General features: G+C 49.1%; 11 protein-coding genes. 1 reads left to right on the forward strand and 10 read right to left on the reverse strand.

The features are described 5' to 3' along the window. Positions 1 to 60: 60 nt before the first annotated feature. Positions 61 to 753: a type 1 glutamine amidotransferase domain-containing protein gene (locus B153_RS0111470; protein ID WP_020596850.1), complete on the reverse strand. Its 693-nt coding sequence runs from the start codon at positions 751 to 753 to the stop codon at positions 61 to 63. 262 nt (positions 754 to 1,015) lie between these two features. Between B153_RS0111470 and B153_RS0111475 the strand changes: the two genes are divergently transcribed. After that, positions 1,016 to 1,405 (forward strand): hypothetical protein, encoded by a 390-nt coding sequence (locus tag B153_RS0111475; RefSeq protein ID WP_020596851.1) that lies wholly within the window; start codon positions 1,016 to 1,018, stop codon positions 1,403 to 1,405. A gap of 73 nt (positions 1,406 to 1,478) precedes the next feature. Here B153_RS0111475 and B153_RS0111480 read toward each other — a convergent pair whose 3' ends face one another. The 9 genes from B153_RS0111480 to B153_RS0111520 form a co-directional block, all read right to left on the reverse strand. Continuing rightward, positions 1,479 to 3,053, reverse strand: coding sequence for a hypothetical protein (locus B153_RS0111480; RefSeq protein ID WP_020596852.1), 1,575 nt, complete (start codon positions 3,051 to 3,053; stop codon positions 1,479 to 1,481). A gap of 95 nt (positions 3,054 to 3,148) precedes the next feature. Then, positions 3,149 to 4,168 carry a DUF6807 domain-containing protein gene (locus B153_RS0111485; RefSeq protein ID WP_020596853.1) on the reverse strand — a complete coding sequence of 340 codons (1,020 nt, stop codon included), beginning with the start codon at positions 4,166 to 4,168 and terminating at the stop codon, positions 3,149 to 3,151. A 168-nt stretch (positions 4,169 to 4,336) separates the two neighbouring features. Then, positions 4,337 to 4,951: an LEA/WHy family protein gene (locus B153_RS0111490; RefSeq protein WP_020596854.1), complete on the reverse strand. Its 615-nt coding sequence runs from the start codon at positions 4,949 to 4,951 to the stop codon at positions 4,337 to 4,339. 58 nt (positions 4,952 to 5,009) lie between these two features. Then, positions 5,010 to 6,920: a DUF3857 domain-containing protein gene (locus tag B153_RS0111495; RefSeq protein ID WP_020596855.1), complete on the reverse strand. Its 1,911-nt coding sequence runs from the start codon at positions 6,918 to 6,920 to the stop codon at positions 5,010 to 5,012. A 2-nt stretch (positions 6,921 to 6,922) separates the two neighbouring features. Further along, complete coding sequence (locus tag B153_RS0111500; protein WP_020596856.1) at positions 6,923 to 8,962, reverse strand: transglutaminase domain-containing protein; 2,040 nt, start codon at positions 8,960 to 8,962, stop codon at positions 6,923 to 6,925. Positions 8,963 to 9,061: 99 nt separating this feature from the next. Continuing rightward, on the reverse strand, positions 9,062 to 10,771 hold the full coding sequence (locus B153_RS0111505) for a GH39 family glycosyl hydrolase (RefSeq protein WP_020596857.1): 1,710 nt from the start codon (positions 10,769 to 10,771) through the stop codon (positions 9,062 to 9,064). Between the two features lie 79 nt (positions 10,772 to 10,850). After that, the gene (locus B153_RS0111510) at positions 10,851 to 11,696 is read right to left on the reverse strand and encodes a glycoside hydrolase family 16 protein (RefSeq protein ID WP_020596858.1); all 846 of its coding nucleotides are present in this window, start codon (positions 11,694 to 11,696) and stop codon (positions 10,851 to 10,853) included. 291 nt (positions 11,697 to 11,987) lie between these two features. Further along, positions 11,988 to 13,550, reverse strand: a complete 1,563-nt coding sequence (locus tag B153_RS0111515; protein ID WP_051097264.1) for an aldehyde dehydrogenase (NADP(+)) — start codon at positions 13,548 to 13,550, stop codon at positions 11,988 to 11,990. 55 nt (positions 13,551 to 13,605) lie between these two features. After that, positions 13,606 to 15,360 carry a DUF885 family protein gene (locus tag B153_RS0111520; RefSeq protein WP_020596860.1) on the reverse strand — a complete coding sequence of 585 codons (1,755 nt, stop codon included), beginning with the start codon at positions 15,358 to 15,360 and terminating at the stop codon, positions 13,606 to 13,608. Positions 15,361 to 15,378: the final 18 nt, after the last annotated feature.

The following is a 15,378-nucleotide window of genomic DNA, read 5'->3' on the forward strand; positions in this document are numbered from 1 at the left end:
GCGACTTCTGGCCTTCGAAATGGTCCGCTCCCAGCACCTGAACAGTTGGTGATTTTCAGGCTACTTTTCATACATCTCTTCCATCACTTTTCGCCCAACTTTGCGGGCCGACAGTGGATTTTGCCCAGTAACCAGCCGCTCATCGACCTCAATGTAAGGTACGAATGGAAGTAAGCTTTTACTGTATAGCGCGTTTTTCTGCCGTAAGGCATCTTCCAGCAAAAAAGGAACATCTTCATCCAGCCGAACCAACTTTTCTTCCATATTGGAAAAGCCGGTTACCTGCCGATTGTCGAGCAGAAAACTCCCATCCGATAGTTTAACATGAAGGAGGGCACTTACCCCATGACAAACAGCAGCTACCATACCTCCATGTTCGTAAATATGCCGGGTTATACGCTGGATCGACTCATCGGTCGGAAAATCCCACAGGGTGCCATGCCCACCTGCGAAATAGACAATCTGATACTTCGCTGGATCGATCTCATCCAGCCGTAAGGAATTTTCCAGCTTTGATCGAAAAATCGGGTTGTGATACCACTTTTCGTTGATGGTATCACGTCGATCTATACTTTTCTCATCGAGCGGTATAGCCCCTCCCTTCGGACTGGCAAAGTCGTAAGGCAAGTTTCGATCTGCCAGTTCATCATAAAAGTGCGTAGCCTCACTTAGCCATAATCCGGTCTTATAAGGTTTATGGGGAAGGTCTGTATGATTCGTACAAACCAGTAGTGTGCGGTAGGTAGGGTCCATAAGTAAAAGTAGTAGTCCGTTCAGGAAGGAGAGCCACCTCTTCAGAGCGAAGTTAAATGGTTTCCAGGAACTTCTGCAACCCTCTGGCTTTCATAAAATTCGGTCACCCACTAAATGCGAAGCGCTTTACCTACCCTATGAAATGATAATAATCGGCAGGTTCATCATTCTGTAAATTAAAATTTGCCCAACATATGATTTTACTATCAGAATAGATTGCGTATTAGTATATTTGTTTGTAAACCGTACTGTGCTGGCTTTTATGCAAACTCTCTCTTATGAATCCCTACAGGCCGAACATGCCTGGATGCTCGTCTGCGATCAGCTTCAACAACGAAATAATGTATTAGCAAAAAGCATCTCGCACATGGAGCGCGATCCCAAGGAGCTTCCTATGGCCAGCCGACTGATTATTCTTCGGTATCATCTTAAAATGAGCTTACGCCAGCTTACGCAAGCGGCCCGCCAAACAGGTTTGCAATCGCACAGCCGCCTGGCCGCTCAATGGGAGCATGTTCATCAACTATTCTTCCTACTTCGCCAGATAGACAGCGAACTGGGTCGTGCTTCCAATGAGAACCATAACCTGCGTTCCTGTTTAAAAGCGCTGGATGGGCGGGTTTACCGATCAGCCCTGGTACATCTAAACTAGATTTATATGCGCTATAACATAACAACGCCACAGCCTAGCTTATAGGCTGTGGCGTTGTTATCTAAAAACCAACTTACCGTTTACGGTTCGAACGAACGAATTGTAATTTCTGTACATCAACGGTTATACAACCAGGTTCGCAGGGGGCAGCACCGGGCGCATCGACCAGAAACTGCTCGCCCGGTATCTCCGGAGTTGGTCCATTGGGGCTGGTTGCAATCCAGGCAAACTCAGACCAGGCACCGGGCGTGGGCCCATCGGCCACCAATTCAAATTCAATCTGACCAATTGTGTAATCCAGCCAGTTATGGTTTTGGCTTAAATCAAGCTCATAGGTATGAAATTGCCCATCATTTTTGATCGGAAACTCCATGTACCGATCACCTGTACCATAGATGACCTGATCGTCACTGCGACGCCATTTCAGTCGAAGCTTCGTACTGGGAGTTTGGAAAGCCGCTCGCAGGTATATTTTAGGACTGTCACTTCCTTTCCAAAAAACAAAGGGAGATACGATTTTGGCATGTACGGCATCATCCCAAAATACGTGTAGTTTCCCAGAAATAGGCCAGCCAGTATCCTGCGCTTGCCCTAATGTCCAGCCCTTGCGCGAATTATCAAATACATAGTTAGGGCCAGGTGCCGATTTCGGTCGGCTATATACGCGAGACCGTATTTCGCTCAGGTGGCCTAAAATCAGCTCATAGTCCCATTCGTGAACCAGATTGTAATCCAGGACGACCCGGGGCGTGGCAGCAATGTACGATGCGACGGTACTAAATTCGTCTCCACCAAGATCTGCCCCAAAATACCCTCTCTTCCACTCGTAATTATTGCCTACCACATATAAGCCTACCCCGTATCCATTGTCGTTAGTAGAGGCCATCCAAGGCTCCGTCGGGAATACGTCGCCAAACATAGAGGTTGCCGGAGGCTGGATACGCGACAGGGTCAGATCTCCATTTGCAAAGGGGGTTTTGCCCGAATAATACCACATGTTGTGGTAATCGCCCGTGAGGTATACGCAGGGAAATTCCTGCTGCCGCGACTCATACTGCGTTTTGTCAGACCGGGCCATAGTCACTTTTACGTGCACCTTTACCACGTTACCATCCAACCGAACCCAGTGCTCAATAGCAGCCTCACCGGGCTGGTTATTGAAGGCGAACTGCTTAGGAATCGTTTTGGCGTATAACAAATTCTCTTGTCTGGCAACGGCCACTACCTGAGAAGGGTTGCCATACACATCGCCAGCCTGAATTGGGTTCCAGCCCAATCCGGTCCAGGCTACGTTACCGTTTTCAGAATAATTCAGTGGCCCACCATACATGCCGATCTGAATTTGACGGCCTAGATCAGGGTTACTGACCATATTGCGGGTATTAACCTTACCCCCGTGATCGTCCAGAAAAGTCAGATGTGTAATCGCTCCTCCCGCATTGGTGTTAATACCCACTCGAATTTGCGAGTTTTCAATGGTCAGCAAACCGTCGGTTCCTGACCGAAGCGAAGGCGATGTACCACTAGCCGGGTTGCTCGTTGTGGTACTGGTTCGAAGCTGTGCGAAAAGAACGCCCGGAACCAGCAATAGGGCTGCCCCAATCAGGCAACAAAAACGTTGAATGGAAAAAAAAGAGATGTGGGTCATAAAACCAGTACGATTAAGTGTACCAGTTTCGATGACCCACAAATAACATGCCAACAGTAGGCACTATATAGTTAACAATTTCCCATTTTCATTAACTACTTCACCAATTGACTTAACGCACTATCGGAAAGAGCGCCCGATTGAATTAACAACTTATACCTAAACGTAACCGACTGACCGGCTGGAAGTGTATAATTCATGGACGGAGCTTTACCGCTACTCATCACCGAAGCCCCTAATGGATTGGCGGCAAATAAGCCATAACCCCTTGCGTGCCAATAGGTTGGGTAACCTACATTTTTGGGATTATCTATTAATACCACCGAGAGGTCTTCCTCATTTATTTTACCCGTTAATTTTACCCAGGGGGCTCGGGTACCCCATACAGCATCACCTTCCAGCCCCTCTGCACTATGGTAAAGCCCCGTTACACCTTCATTGTTCATAATCGGAACCTTAGTGGCTACGCCCTGTGCATCCGTGAATACTTCAGGTTTAGTGGCGGGTTGCTCAAGTTGGCGAGCTACTCGCAAACCAATCATCCCTTCTTTATTATCCTTGAATAATACATCCTTACCAGCGGCTTTCAGCGTAGCTATTCGCTCAATAACACGGCTAGTGGCTGTCGCCATAAACGCATACGTGGTCGTTTCCTGAAGCATCAATTTACCGTCTTTATCGAGCCAGTCGGCCGTAACAACCAGTTCAGCGCGGCCTTTGCCACTTTTCATCGACTTAATACCCGTATGAACAATTGTACCAAAAGTCTCTTTACTATCGGGGCTAACCTGTATCGAATTATTCCAGAAATCATGGCCATTTACGTCACCATAATTGAACCACATACCCACATGGTGTGGGTGGTCGGTCCGTTCGCCCGGACGAGGGTCGAGGGGCCAGCCGCGTGTAATGAAATTGCCGCCTGCTGACCGAATTGGATAGAGTACAGGTTTTTTCAGGACCGTTGGACCGGGATAGATGTACGCCGTAAAGGGTTTTCCATCCACCGTAACATCGACGCGTTTCTGCGCTTCGTTATGCGTAAGCTGGATAGACTGAGCAAAACTCGACAACATCGAGGTAAAAATCAGAAGGGTTATTATAGGATAGCGCATCAGAAAATGTATTAATCAGGTTCACAAAGTTTACCTCAAAACGGGCAATAAACAAATGCCCCGGCTAAAAAGTCGGGGCACTAAGTTGGCCGCTTACATAGTACTACACACAGGTTCAGATGTACTATTCAAAGTGGAAACTGGGCATCTAAATCGGAAATGAAACGCTTAATTACCCGACAAGATTTTATTCGTCACTTCCTGGTCTATGGTGATATAGCCTGGGTAATTGATGGCTTTGTTACCGAGCGCTAAAGTTGGCTTAATTTTGATCGTCAGTTTCGACGGTTGCGTATTGGCAGCGCCCGACAGGTTTCTGACCAATTGGGTAAAGGCATCCCGCGTTTTCGCATCCGAAATAAGCTGGTACGCATTGGCACTTAATCGAACGGGAACGCGGGTTCTGCCACCAGGCTGCACTTCAATTCGCTGGTTCAGAAACCCATTAAACAACTCCTGCCCGGTCAACAGCACTTTGTATTCTAACTGGTTGATACCTGCCAGTTTGCCTGTTGGGTTCGTAATATCAAGATTGATACGAGCGTCGAGAGGGATGTTTCGGGTCAACAGCCCCGCAGCCAATCGTGGGAAGCGAGTTACATCCATATTTTCGATATTACGAAACTCGCGAACATCGGTCCCGGCCAGATAAACACTATCGGCCGATGCTATGGTATATCGACAATCACCCAGCGCCTTTGCCTGGGCAATCTGCTGATTGACACTACAGCGATTGAATAAGATGGGTAAAGCCAGTAAGGCCAGAATAAGTACTTTTTTCATGATTTGATGGTTGTCGTCCTTTTGATGTAAACGTTCGACAGGGGGGAAAGTGTTTGGTTTAATTATTCTTAACAAACACCATCTGCATTCGATCGGCTTTGGCTACTTTTTTCCGAAAGTCGACCCATTCCGTATAAGCAGAAGCCGGAAAACGCCCCCCATGCATAGTTATATGACGCACATACGTGATCCGGTCACCTTCAATCTCTACCTGCGCCGTATACTGACCAAATTTAGACTCCACAGCTACAGGTTTAATGGCAAATTCGGGTGTGTAGCCTTTGGGCATCTGGTAGGTAATGGTATCACTGTCTTCAAAGTCATGATTGATACCTAAATCAACAACCGCCTGCCGGGTTTGTAACATAGGCGAAGCCAGCGACAGTGCCGACATGAGGTTAAGCGGCAAAAACAGCCGATTCCCACTCGGCGTAGCCCATTTTCTGACGGCGAGCGAAAGGGTTTCCGTAACGGTAGGAACCGAACTTTCCTGCTCTGAAAAGGTAAAAGCGGCCAGGTCAAAAGCAGGCACATGAATTCGTTTGAGCAGCCAGCTTCGCTGCTCATCCCGGTTCATACCATGAATAACCTGTTCGTAATCATCTTGCTGGAGTCCCGTATAACGTGTTTTAACAGTTGCCGTTGCATCTCCCTGCTCGGTCAGTACGATTGAAATGCGTCGTTGCTGAAGGTTGTCGGCCGGCCGATAGCTCGGGGTTTTTACAAGTCGCCCACCATCAGGTGTGATAAGCAGGACATGACGATTACCCGTAAAATCACCCACGTATCCGGGTTGCCCATGCTGGCTGGTACATTCCAGAAACAGCGTATCACGGCCATTAGGTACGCACAAAATGATATGATTGAATTGAAAACTTGGGAAATCGACCTGAGTATCTGGCTCATTATCACCCGCCCTTACCAAAGCCGGATAGGCCGTAACCCCAACGCTTTTCAGTAGTGCCTGGGTAAAATTGGTCAGGGCTTTACAATCTCCATATTTACTGGCGGCTACTTTATCGGCTTCTATCGTTTGCCAACCGCCAATTCCTAACTGAATGCTTACGTATCGAGTCTGGTCCTGTAGGAATTTGTATACCTTCCGAACTTTACCCAACGAGGTGGTTTCCATTTGGGTTAAGTCCTGCATACGCTGACGAAGATCGGCAGGAATCGCATCACGACCCGTGTTCAGCGTGTAGTAGAATCTTCCTACATCGCTCCAGGACGTTACCCTCCCTTTGTAACCCTGCACCTCAAAATCAGTTGGAGCAGTATATACGATCGGCAATTGCTCCCAACTTGGTGGCGACAACGGTTCCAGTTCCAGGGCAGGTCGATTGCTCAGATTCCAGACGTACGTTTTGCCTCCATCGGCCGCTGGCGCAGACGTCCCGGCTGTGGGGATATTCATTTCTTTATAACGCAATGCCAGGCCAGCAGGCATGGAAACGGTATAGGTAGCCTGTTCCAGAGCCACGTGTTCTTCTTTCAACGGAGCCCAGGTCGGGTAAAACATCAGATTGCGTTCCGTGGTCTCCACCACAAACTCGACGGTATAAGGATAGGTTGGTTGCCGGGGAAACTTAGCCGCTTTAATTCGTTGGTCGTCAAAGAAGTTATAATCAGCGAACGTGCTGTAATCCTCAATATCAGATTTTTTCAGCCGTTTTATCAGTTTGCCGTCTGCATCATAAAGAGCACCTTCCAGTTCGGTTACTTTAGACAGCTTATCGTAGCCAACCACCATTGTAGCCTCATCATCGGCTTCCTTGTCGAGCACAGTGACTACAGTACGTACGCGCTTTACCGCTTCGCCAGGTGCTTTTACGGTAAAGGTGGTTTCGTGCCGCCGAACAACGCTATGGGCATTCTCTTTCAGGGATGCCGGAATAGCGTCGGCTTTATATTCACTCTGAGCCCACCCGATCGAGTAGCTGAACAGAGCCATCAGTAAAAAAAGCTTCATACTTATTTCTTTTCAGCTACAGGACCACGTTTCAGAATCACCGGCTCGGCATGTTTGGCCACAATTCGGCTAAACAGTTCCCGAAGGTTGGGATACTCTTCGGCAAAATACATTGGCTTTCGCAGCATGATTCGGCTCACAACCTGAAGTTTATTTTCGGTATTGATACCTATCTGATAGGTAAATCGACCGGCATTCTCAGGTAAGGCCATCGATACAGGTTTAGGCATTTCTTCGACCTGATAGCCTTGTGGTAATGTATACGTAGCCACAAACGTTTCCTCTTTGGCATAGCCAAAATCAACCGGATAAAGCCGTTCTGGCTCTTTAAAGGGATTGATACCATGCCCTTCGGTTAGCATCGGGCGAAGATACAGTCGGTCACCCGCCCGGCCACAGGCATCGGGAATCGAAAACGTATAATCGGTATTGAATGAACTACTGTTCCAGTCTGCTCCCGAAAAATCAACTTTCTCAATTTGCCAGATTGGCCTTCGTTTCTGTAGCCCTTCCAGGTATTTTGTTTTTCCCTCCGAGGCAAATGACTTACGCGCTTTCAACGCACTATACCCTACCTGCGATTGCTGGAATGTACCTGTTATTTCGCCATCATCGCTAATAGTAAACGACCCTGTATAGGTATTGCCCTCCCGCTCGGTCGGTAGTAGTGAAACAAAGCGCGAGGCAGAGGAATGTACCAGCCGTCCGGTACCATTCAGACAATGAACAGGCAGCATACCCGGCTTCAGGAGTGGGTCCGTAGCGTCCAGCAGCATATCTTTACCACCAACCGTAACCTGGGCCACGACGTAGTTAAATTTCCGGATCAGTGCATACGATTCATTGATCCGGCCATTGGACCGGGTGCTGAGAATAACCGGATTGGCTTCGAGATCCATTTCACGCAACAGCGCCACCAACATCAGGTTGATACCGGCCGAGTTCCCTTTTTTATTTTCGAATACCTTTTTAATATCCTCCTGCGATACAAACCCACCGACTTCATTCCATTTAATGGTCTTCCGAATAAATTCGTAAGCCGCCGTTACCCGCCCGAGTGTATCGGCATGCTGACTTAGTAGAGTTTTAGCCGTTTCGCGAAGGAAAGGCGCGCGCTTGATCTGACCGCCGAAGTCGGCATCGTTGAGCAACGTTCGGTCGAGGTCGGCCCAACTTACCGACAGGTCGTGTTTCCGTAAATCGACCCATTGATAACTGGCCAGTTCAAACTCGATCTTAGCCATATAGTCATCTTCGGTGGTAATATAGGCTTCGTCGCGGAAGGCCGGAATATCTTTCATGGCAAATCGATAGGCCGATGCCGATGCTCCGTTTTGGCCAGGATACAAATCGACCGATTTGACGGTACGTTCATTCACTGCCATCGGGATATACCCGGTCTGTAAAATTTTGTAATAGAAATAATCAGGTATCGTAATTCGGTATTCACTCCAGTTCACAGGAACATTCTGCTGAAACATCCAGGTTCGGGGCGTGTAACGGATGCTGAACGGTGTTCGAACCGTGTATTTATATTCGATGATCGTTCCTTCGTGTACATTGGGCAGGGTGTATTTTTCCCGAAAATAATCATCGGAAACTTTCTCGGAAAAGTGTGCCGTTTTGGGGAAATGATCAATCGTTACGTCACCGTTGGCTAGGTTGTAACTGTAGCCGTCAAATTCCGAAACATACTCGTGCTGCCCAGACCGCCCCCGTCGTGTAGAAATCTGAACGGTAGCCCGATTATAGGCCGACTTTTTATTGATTCTGGTTCGGCTATGGCAGGTAAATACCAACCAGACTTCGCCCTGATTTTCCTCAAACGTTACCTCGCCAAAATCGTAAAGCACAAGAGCTTCGGCCGTAGAGTCGGCCGAGGCTTTCGCAAACTCTTCGCGTGAGATAACGCCAAATTTGATAACTGGTGCCGGATCGGGGGCTTTGTTTTTTGATTTCTGAGCAAAGGAAACGGGAAGACTACAACATACCGATAGAACTACTGTTGCCAGCAAGCGATAGGCAAACGAAGAAGGGAACATAAATGGTGGATACGATAAGTAACTATTTGCGGCTAATATAAGCGTTTAGCCACAATCCGACAATGACCGCATGCGAAATAACAAACCCTGTTTTTGGGCTTATTCCCACGACAGCTTCAGCAGCGATACGCCCTGACGTGGCAATGAAAAGGGCAGGCTAACTTCGCCATTTTTTACAGTAACCCACGCTGGTGAAGTAAGTAGCTGTAACTGACCAGCTTTTTCCAGTTCTGCAATCTGTTCGGTGGTAGGTGTTTTGGGCGACCCCATCTTTTTCCAGGCTTCGTATGAATTACTATATTCCTTGTCGATGCGGTAATGCTGAATGAGAACGCGCTGAGCGGGCAAGCCTTTTAGCTGCACCGACACGGGGGCATCGGGAGTCGATACGTTGTCGTCGTGATAATGCCAAACCATCACCGAAGCTGTTTTTGCATCTTTTGTAGCGAAGGCATTAATGTCGGGCTCGGCCCGTACGCTCTGCTCCCGGATTCGGGCATAATCGTAGCCAGAACCGCCCGACACAGCCACCCGATTACCTGCCATCATACCAAACATTCGAAACACATTCAGCACAGGTTTATCGACACCGTTTGTGACCAGATCGCGAAAACCGCGAAACCAGGGCTGGTCTTCAAACTCAAACGCCCAGGTAACGGCCCCTTCCAGATTCACGCCATGCGATTGCGCCAGATCGTATTTCCGGGCAAATGAAGCGGCTGTATAACTGGAGTACATGGTACCATTCCGATAGGCGTTTTGCGGGTGTAGGTCTTCCGAACAGGCTGCGCAACCTTCCGGGTCCGACTCGCCAATTATAATCGGCAGATGTTTCAGGGTTGGATACGACGCTACAATTTCACACCCCTTGCTAATGTCGCGAAGTTGAGTTCCCATATTCATCTGCACCACCCCGTTGACCAGTTTGGGCGCTCCTTTAGCATGGAATGTAATGAAATCAATGGGTGAACCTGTTTTGCCCGTTACATAATTGGTTCCGTTCACTACATGGTCCATAAATGCTTTGAAGAACTTCTGCGAGCCTTCGCTGCCAGGGCCTGTCACTTCGGGGCCGCCTATTTTTGCTGTCGGCAACGCCCTTTTGACCGCATCGGCTGTGTAGTCATAGAGCTTAATGTACTCTTCCGTTGTACCTTTCCAGTAGCTGATGTTCGGCTCATTCCATAATTCCCAATACCAGCTTTCGACCTCTTTCTGGCCGTAACGGGCTATGGAATGCTTCACCCATTGAAAAACCAGCTCACTCCATTTTTTGTAATCCGTTGGTGGATAAGCCCAACCCGTGTAGATGTCGTTGTAATTATCGCCGGGTTTCCAGTAATGGCGGTAGGGCTGTGGTTTGCTCGAAAGTGCTTCAGGCATGAATCCAATTTGGGCAATGGGTTTCATACCCCGCTCGATATACGTATCGAAAATCTTATCGACAATAGTCCAGTCATAAATCGGGTTGCCTTTTTTGTCTTCGGTATAGGCATTGGTCGAACCCCATTTCAGCGCGGCTGTCCCGTCGCCCGTAACCAGCAGACTATGCGCGCGTACATTGACGGGTACTTTGCTCAACTGCGAAATTTCGGTCAGCAGTTTTTTCCCATCTTTCATGTAGGTGTAATTGGGCTCATCATAACCAAACCAGGCCCAGATAGGCTTCAGAGGTCCCTTATCGGCTTGCAAATCGACGTTGATTCTGATTGGCTGGGGCTGAGCCCCCTGGGCAGAACAGGTTGTAGTAACCACCCAGCTATACAGGCAGATAGCGGTTAAGCAGGCAATGCCTTTCTGTACGTTCATTGTGCGAAGGGAAGATTTTGTAGCCTAAAGGAAATCGACAGCCGAAGTTTACCCTTACGTGTGTATACGTTCCCGTTTTTCACTTCTGATACACCCGAACGTAGTCGACCTCAAATCGGGTCGGGAAGGCCGTATTCGCTGGATCGCCCCCATTATCGCCACCGATCGCCAGATTTAGCAAAATGTAATGCGGCTGGCGAAAAGGATTACTCTTCGTGCCATCTCCATTGATCGTTTCGGCTAATAAAACCTCATTCAGTAATTCGTCATCAACATACAATCGAATGGCCGTTTCGCCCCAGTCCATCCGCCAGACATGAAATTTCCTGGCCCAATCGGGATCGTTGAAGGTATCAATCGGCTTTTTTACGGATCGCCACTCCGCTGTATATCGTTTGGCAGTACCCCAGGCTACATTGGCCAGTAACATACTCCGGTAATATTCCATAATATCGATTTCGCCGTTAGATGGCCATTCTCCGGCTACACCCAGCGTCCAGAAAGCAGGCCATAAACCCGAACGGACATCAATACGCCCCCGCATCTCAAATCGTCCATATTGCCAGCTATGCAGACCCCGCGTATGTAAACTTGCCGCAGTGTAGTCGATACTCGGGCGGTTGGTCTGCCAATCGGTGCTAGTTGGCCGATACATCGGATTCGGCTTTTGCTCCCGTCGTCCTTCAATAATCAGTAGTCCATTTTCGCAGCGGGCGTTTTCGGGCTGATACCACTGGATTTCATGATTCCGAACAAAGCCTTTTTCAAACGACCAGTTTTTAGGATTTGGAGGGCCATTCGTTTCAAACTCATCACTCCATACTAATTTCCAGTCTGTAGCAGGCTTGTCAGGTGAACGTATAGATTGGCTAAAACCAGCCAGACTGATCAGAATAGCGATGGATAGGCCTAGCAGACGGTTCATAGAGGCAATTTTCAACGTTAAGAGCCTGTTTAAATTAAGACATTTTTGTCATTGCGACGCAGGAGCAATCTTCGGGTACTCCTAAAAAGGATTGCTCCGAAGATTGCTCCTGCGTCGCAATGACAAAAAATACGCTTACTACAGGTTCTAATGCATCTCACTAGATAGTTGATCTAAAATGATACATCCCGGCAAAGAAGCCCCTCTAACATGCGCCATGCTGAGATCCCTCCTTCGCCGGGATGACAAAAAAATCGGCTGAACCCCTTCAGAAAGAAGGGTCCCAATGACTTACTCATTCGTAAACTTTCCATTCACCAACCGCCAGATGTGCAATGGATTGGCGGCTTTTAGCTCATCGGGAAGCAGGGCGTCCGGGAAGTTCTGGTAACAAACAGGCCGAGCAAAGCGAAGTATAGCATTTGTACCCACCGATGTAGAACGCGAATCGGTTGTGGCCGGATAAGGACCACCGTGCTGCATCGCATGGCTCACCTCTACACCCGTTGGAAACCCGTTGATCAGCAACCGCCCAACTTTCTGCTCCAGAATTTCCAGTAAGTCGGCATACTCCAGTAATTCGTCGTCGGTGCCGTAAACGGTAGCCGTCAGGTGACCCTCCAGTCCTTTTGCTACAGCCAGCAACTCATCACGGCTTCCGGCTTCGACCACAACACTGCTTGGGCCAAATACTTCTTCGGCAATGGCTGGATTGGCCAATAAAGCTTCGGCCGTGGTCGTCAGTAAGGTTGGCGTACCGTTAGCGAAGCTTTCTGCACTCGTTGCCTGCGCCACAACCTGAACCCCTTCTGTACTACCCAGTTTGCCGAGTCCGTTCACAAACGCCTGCTGAATACCCTGGGTTAACATCGTAGCGGGTTGGCTACCCGCTACAACCTGACTGGCTTCCTTTAAAAACGCCTGTGATTCGGGCGATTGCTGAACGATGGCTAGGCCAGGATTGGTGCAGAATTGCCCTACCCCTAACGTAACGGAAGACACATATCCCTGCGCAATAGCACTTCCTTTCTCTTTCAACAGTTTGGGCAAAAAGAAAACCGGGTTTGTACTCCCCATTTCGGCATAGACCGGAATCGGTTCGTGTCGTCGGGCAGCGGCATCGAAGAGTGCTTTGCCACCTCGCCAGGAACCCGTAAAACCAATGGCTTTAATGGCCGGATGCTCTACGATAGCCATCCCGACAGCCACTGTACGACCCTGAACCAGCGAGAACGTACCGGCAGGTAATCCGCACACCTCAACGGCCCGACTAATAGCATCACCAACGAGTTGAGAGGTACCCGGATGCGCCGGATGGCCTTTTACCACAACCGGACAACCAGCCGCCAGAGCCGAAGCGGTATCGCCACCAGCCACTGAAAACGCCAGCGGAAAGTTGCTGGCACCAAAAACGCCAACCGGACCCAGTGGGCGCAACATATTCCGGAGGTCAGGGCGAGGCAATGGCTGGCGGTCTGGCAAGGCTGTATCGATACGGGCATTTACCCAGGAGCCTTCGCGCAGGTATTCGGCAAACAGCCGTAACTGACCCGTGGTGCGGCCACGCTCGCCCGTCAGTCGGGCAAGTGGCAAGCCCGATTCAGCCTGTGCCCGATTGAGCAACTCATCACCTAATGCTTCAATTTCGGTAGCAATCTGCTCCAGAAACTTCGCTTTCTCGGCACCTGATTTTCTGCGATATTCGGTAAATGCTTCGGCCGCCCGTTCACAGGCCTGGGCTACTTCAGTAGCTGTTGCTTCCTGAAAATCTCCCGGCAAAGGTTGTCCAGTGGCGGGATTGATACCCTGAAACAAATCGGGGGTGGAAGGCATAACCGTTGTCAAGTCAAGCATAAAAAATAAAATAAAATACGTGGGTACTTTGGGGCTTACGATTCCTGTAAGCCTATCAACGTGCTGCTGATTCAACAGCGTAGAATCGCCAATTAGTTTTAAAATCTTTCTCTAATTTCTGATTAGTAAGAATGGCCCGAACCATTTCTACTGGCATCGAATTGAGCTGCATCACCGCGTCGTGGTACTGCTTGTAAGACATTTTTCCACTGTCGACCAGTTCTTTTTTCAATGCCCAGAATTGAAATGCACCTGTCATATACGCCAGTTGATACAACGGTGGGTAACCGCCAACAAACGACCGACGCACCTCGCCTTCGGCATTGGCCCGCTCGTGTCCGACCCGATCAACCAGAAAGTCGATGCATTGCTGGGGCGACCATTGACCGAGATGATAATTGAGCGAGAAGATAATGCGGGCGCACCGATGCATCCGCCAGAATAGCATACCGATCCGGTCTTCCGGCGATCGGGGAAAGCCCTGGTCCCACAGGACCATTTCCCAATACAAAGCCCAGCCTTCAATCCAGAATGGGGTATCGAACTGGCGGTATACTTTATACCGATTGTTCATAAAACCCTGTAAATGATGCCCGGCAATAAGTTCATGATGAACCGTAGCGCGGGAAAAATGGGGGTTATTTCCACGCATACTCATCAGTTTATCTGCGTGCGACATATCGCTGGTTGGGTAGGAAATAAGCAACTGTTCGCCACCCAGAAAAAATGGAGCTACCCGCTGGCGCTCGGGCGACATCATGTTCATGCGCCAGGTTTCTTCGGCCAGTGGGGGAATCGTAATCAGGTCTTTCGCTTTCAGAAAGGCAATGGATTCGTTGTACAACCCCAGAATCATTTCGGGCTGTTCGCCAATGGGAACGTAGGTGTTTTTGATCTTCTCCTGTGCCGCTTTCCAGTTATCGCCAAACCCCATTTCGCGCGATGCTTTCAGCAGTTCGCGGTCGCACCAGGCGAATTCTTTGTTGGCAATTTCGATCAGTTCTTCCGGCGAATACGGGATCATTTCGACCTGCAACTGGCGGATCAACTCGGTGCGGCCAACGGCCACCCCAGCTATGCCACTGCCATCGTCTTTAGTAGGTGCGGCTTCTTTCGCCTTTTTCTGAAAAAACCGAACATACGCGTTCAGCAGGCTATCGGCTCTGGGATAGGGCTTCTCCATCCACCAGCTAAAGGTCGGGTCATAGGCATTATAAAACGTATAAACACTCTTTAAAGCCTGTTGTACGCCCTGAGCCGTTGATTCTGCGCGTCGTACCAAAGCCGGGTCCAGCTTACCACTTTTCTCGACTTCTTTCTGAGCCGCCACGATCTGCGGCCCCAATGCATTCAGGTTCGCAGCCAACGCCTGTGCATTGAGAACATGCCCCCTCCTGCGCAGCTTTTCAACGGCATAGATCGAGTCGGCAAAAGGAAACCATGATTTTATGGAAGCTCGCTCTTCAGCTTCCTGATGCAGCTTATACATTTCCTGCTGTAGGTTTCGCCGGAACAACAGGTAATCGACCCGGCTATCGGTGGTCATTCGGTCGAAATCCAGCTTCTGAAGTTTCTCCAGATACTCGTTGTGTAGCTTTTGAAATCGCTCCCGTCGTTCGGGCGAACCAGTTATGGTATAGAATCGACTCAGACTGCCATAATCCGCATCGTACTGGGTCAGCAGATGATGCACATCGCTGGTTTGCGGATTGATTGCTTTGAGATAAGCAGGTTGGCCATTCGCTTCCGGCAAAGCAATGGTCATACAAACGGCAACAACGATCAGACGTAGAGGTTTCAGGGATGGCATGATGTGTATGAGGATTGT

It is taken from the genome of Spirosoma panaciterrae DSM 21099, from assembly GCF_000374025.1.
Classification (GTDB): Bacteria; Bacteroidota; Bacteroidia; order Cytophagales; family Spirosomataceae; genus Spirosoma; species Spirosoma panaciterrae.

What these genes read in the sequence shown, in the direction of transcription:
- B153_RS0111470 (WP_020596850.1), bottom strand. Translation starts at nt 753, where the DNA reads ATGGACCCTACCTACCGCACACTACTGGTTTGTACGAATCATACAGAC.
- B153_RS0111475 (WP_020596851.1), top strand. Translation starts at nt 1,016, where the DNA reads ATGCAAACTCTCTCTTATGAATCCCTACAGGCCGAACATGCCTGGATG.
- B153_RS0111480 (WP_020596852.1), bottom strand. Translation starts at nt 3,053, where the DNA reads ATGACCCACATCTCTTTTTTTTCCATTCAACGTTTTTGTTGCCTGATT.
- B153_RS0111485 (WP_020596853.1), bottom strand. Translation starts at nt 4,168, where the DNA reads ATGCGCTATCCTATAATAACCCTTCTGATTTTTACCTCGATGTTGTCG.
- B153_RS0111490 (WP_020596854.1), bottom strand. Translation starts at nt 4,951, where the DNA reads ATGAAAAAAGTACTTATTCTGGCCTTACTGGCTTTACCCATCTTATTC.
- B153_RS0111495 (WP_020596855.1), bottom strand. Translation starts at nt 6,920, where the DNA reads ATGAAGCTTTTTTTACTGATGGCTCTGTTCAGCTACTCGATCGGGTGG.
- B153_RS0111500 (WP_020596856.1), bottom strand. Translation starts at nt 8,962, where the DNA reads ATGTTCCCTTCTTCGTTTGCCTATCGCTTGCTGGCAACAGTAGTTCTA.
- B153_RS0111505 (WP_020596857.1), bottom strand. Translation starts at nt 10,771, where the DNA reads ATGAACGTACAGAAAGGCATTGCCTGCTTAACCGCTATCTGCCTGTAT.
- B153_RS0111510 (WP_020596858.1), bottom strand. Translation starts at nt 11,696, where the DNA reads ATGAACCGTCTGCTAGGCCTATCCATCGCTATTCTGATCAGTCTGGCT.
- B153_RS0111515 (WP_051097264.1), bottom strand. Translation starts at nt 13,550, where the DNA reads ATGCTTGACTTGACAACGGTTATGCCTTCCACCCCCGATTTGTTTCAG.
- B153_RS0111520 (WP_020596860.1), bottom strand. Translation starts at nt 15,360, where the DNA reads ATGCCATCCCTGAAACCTCTACGTCTGATCGTTGTTGCCGTTTGTATG.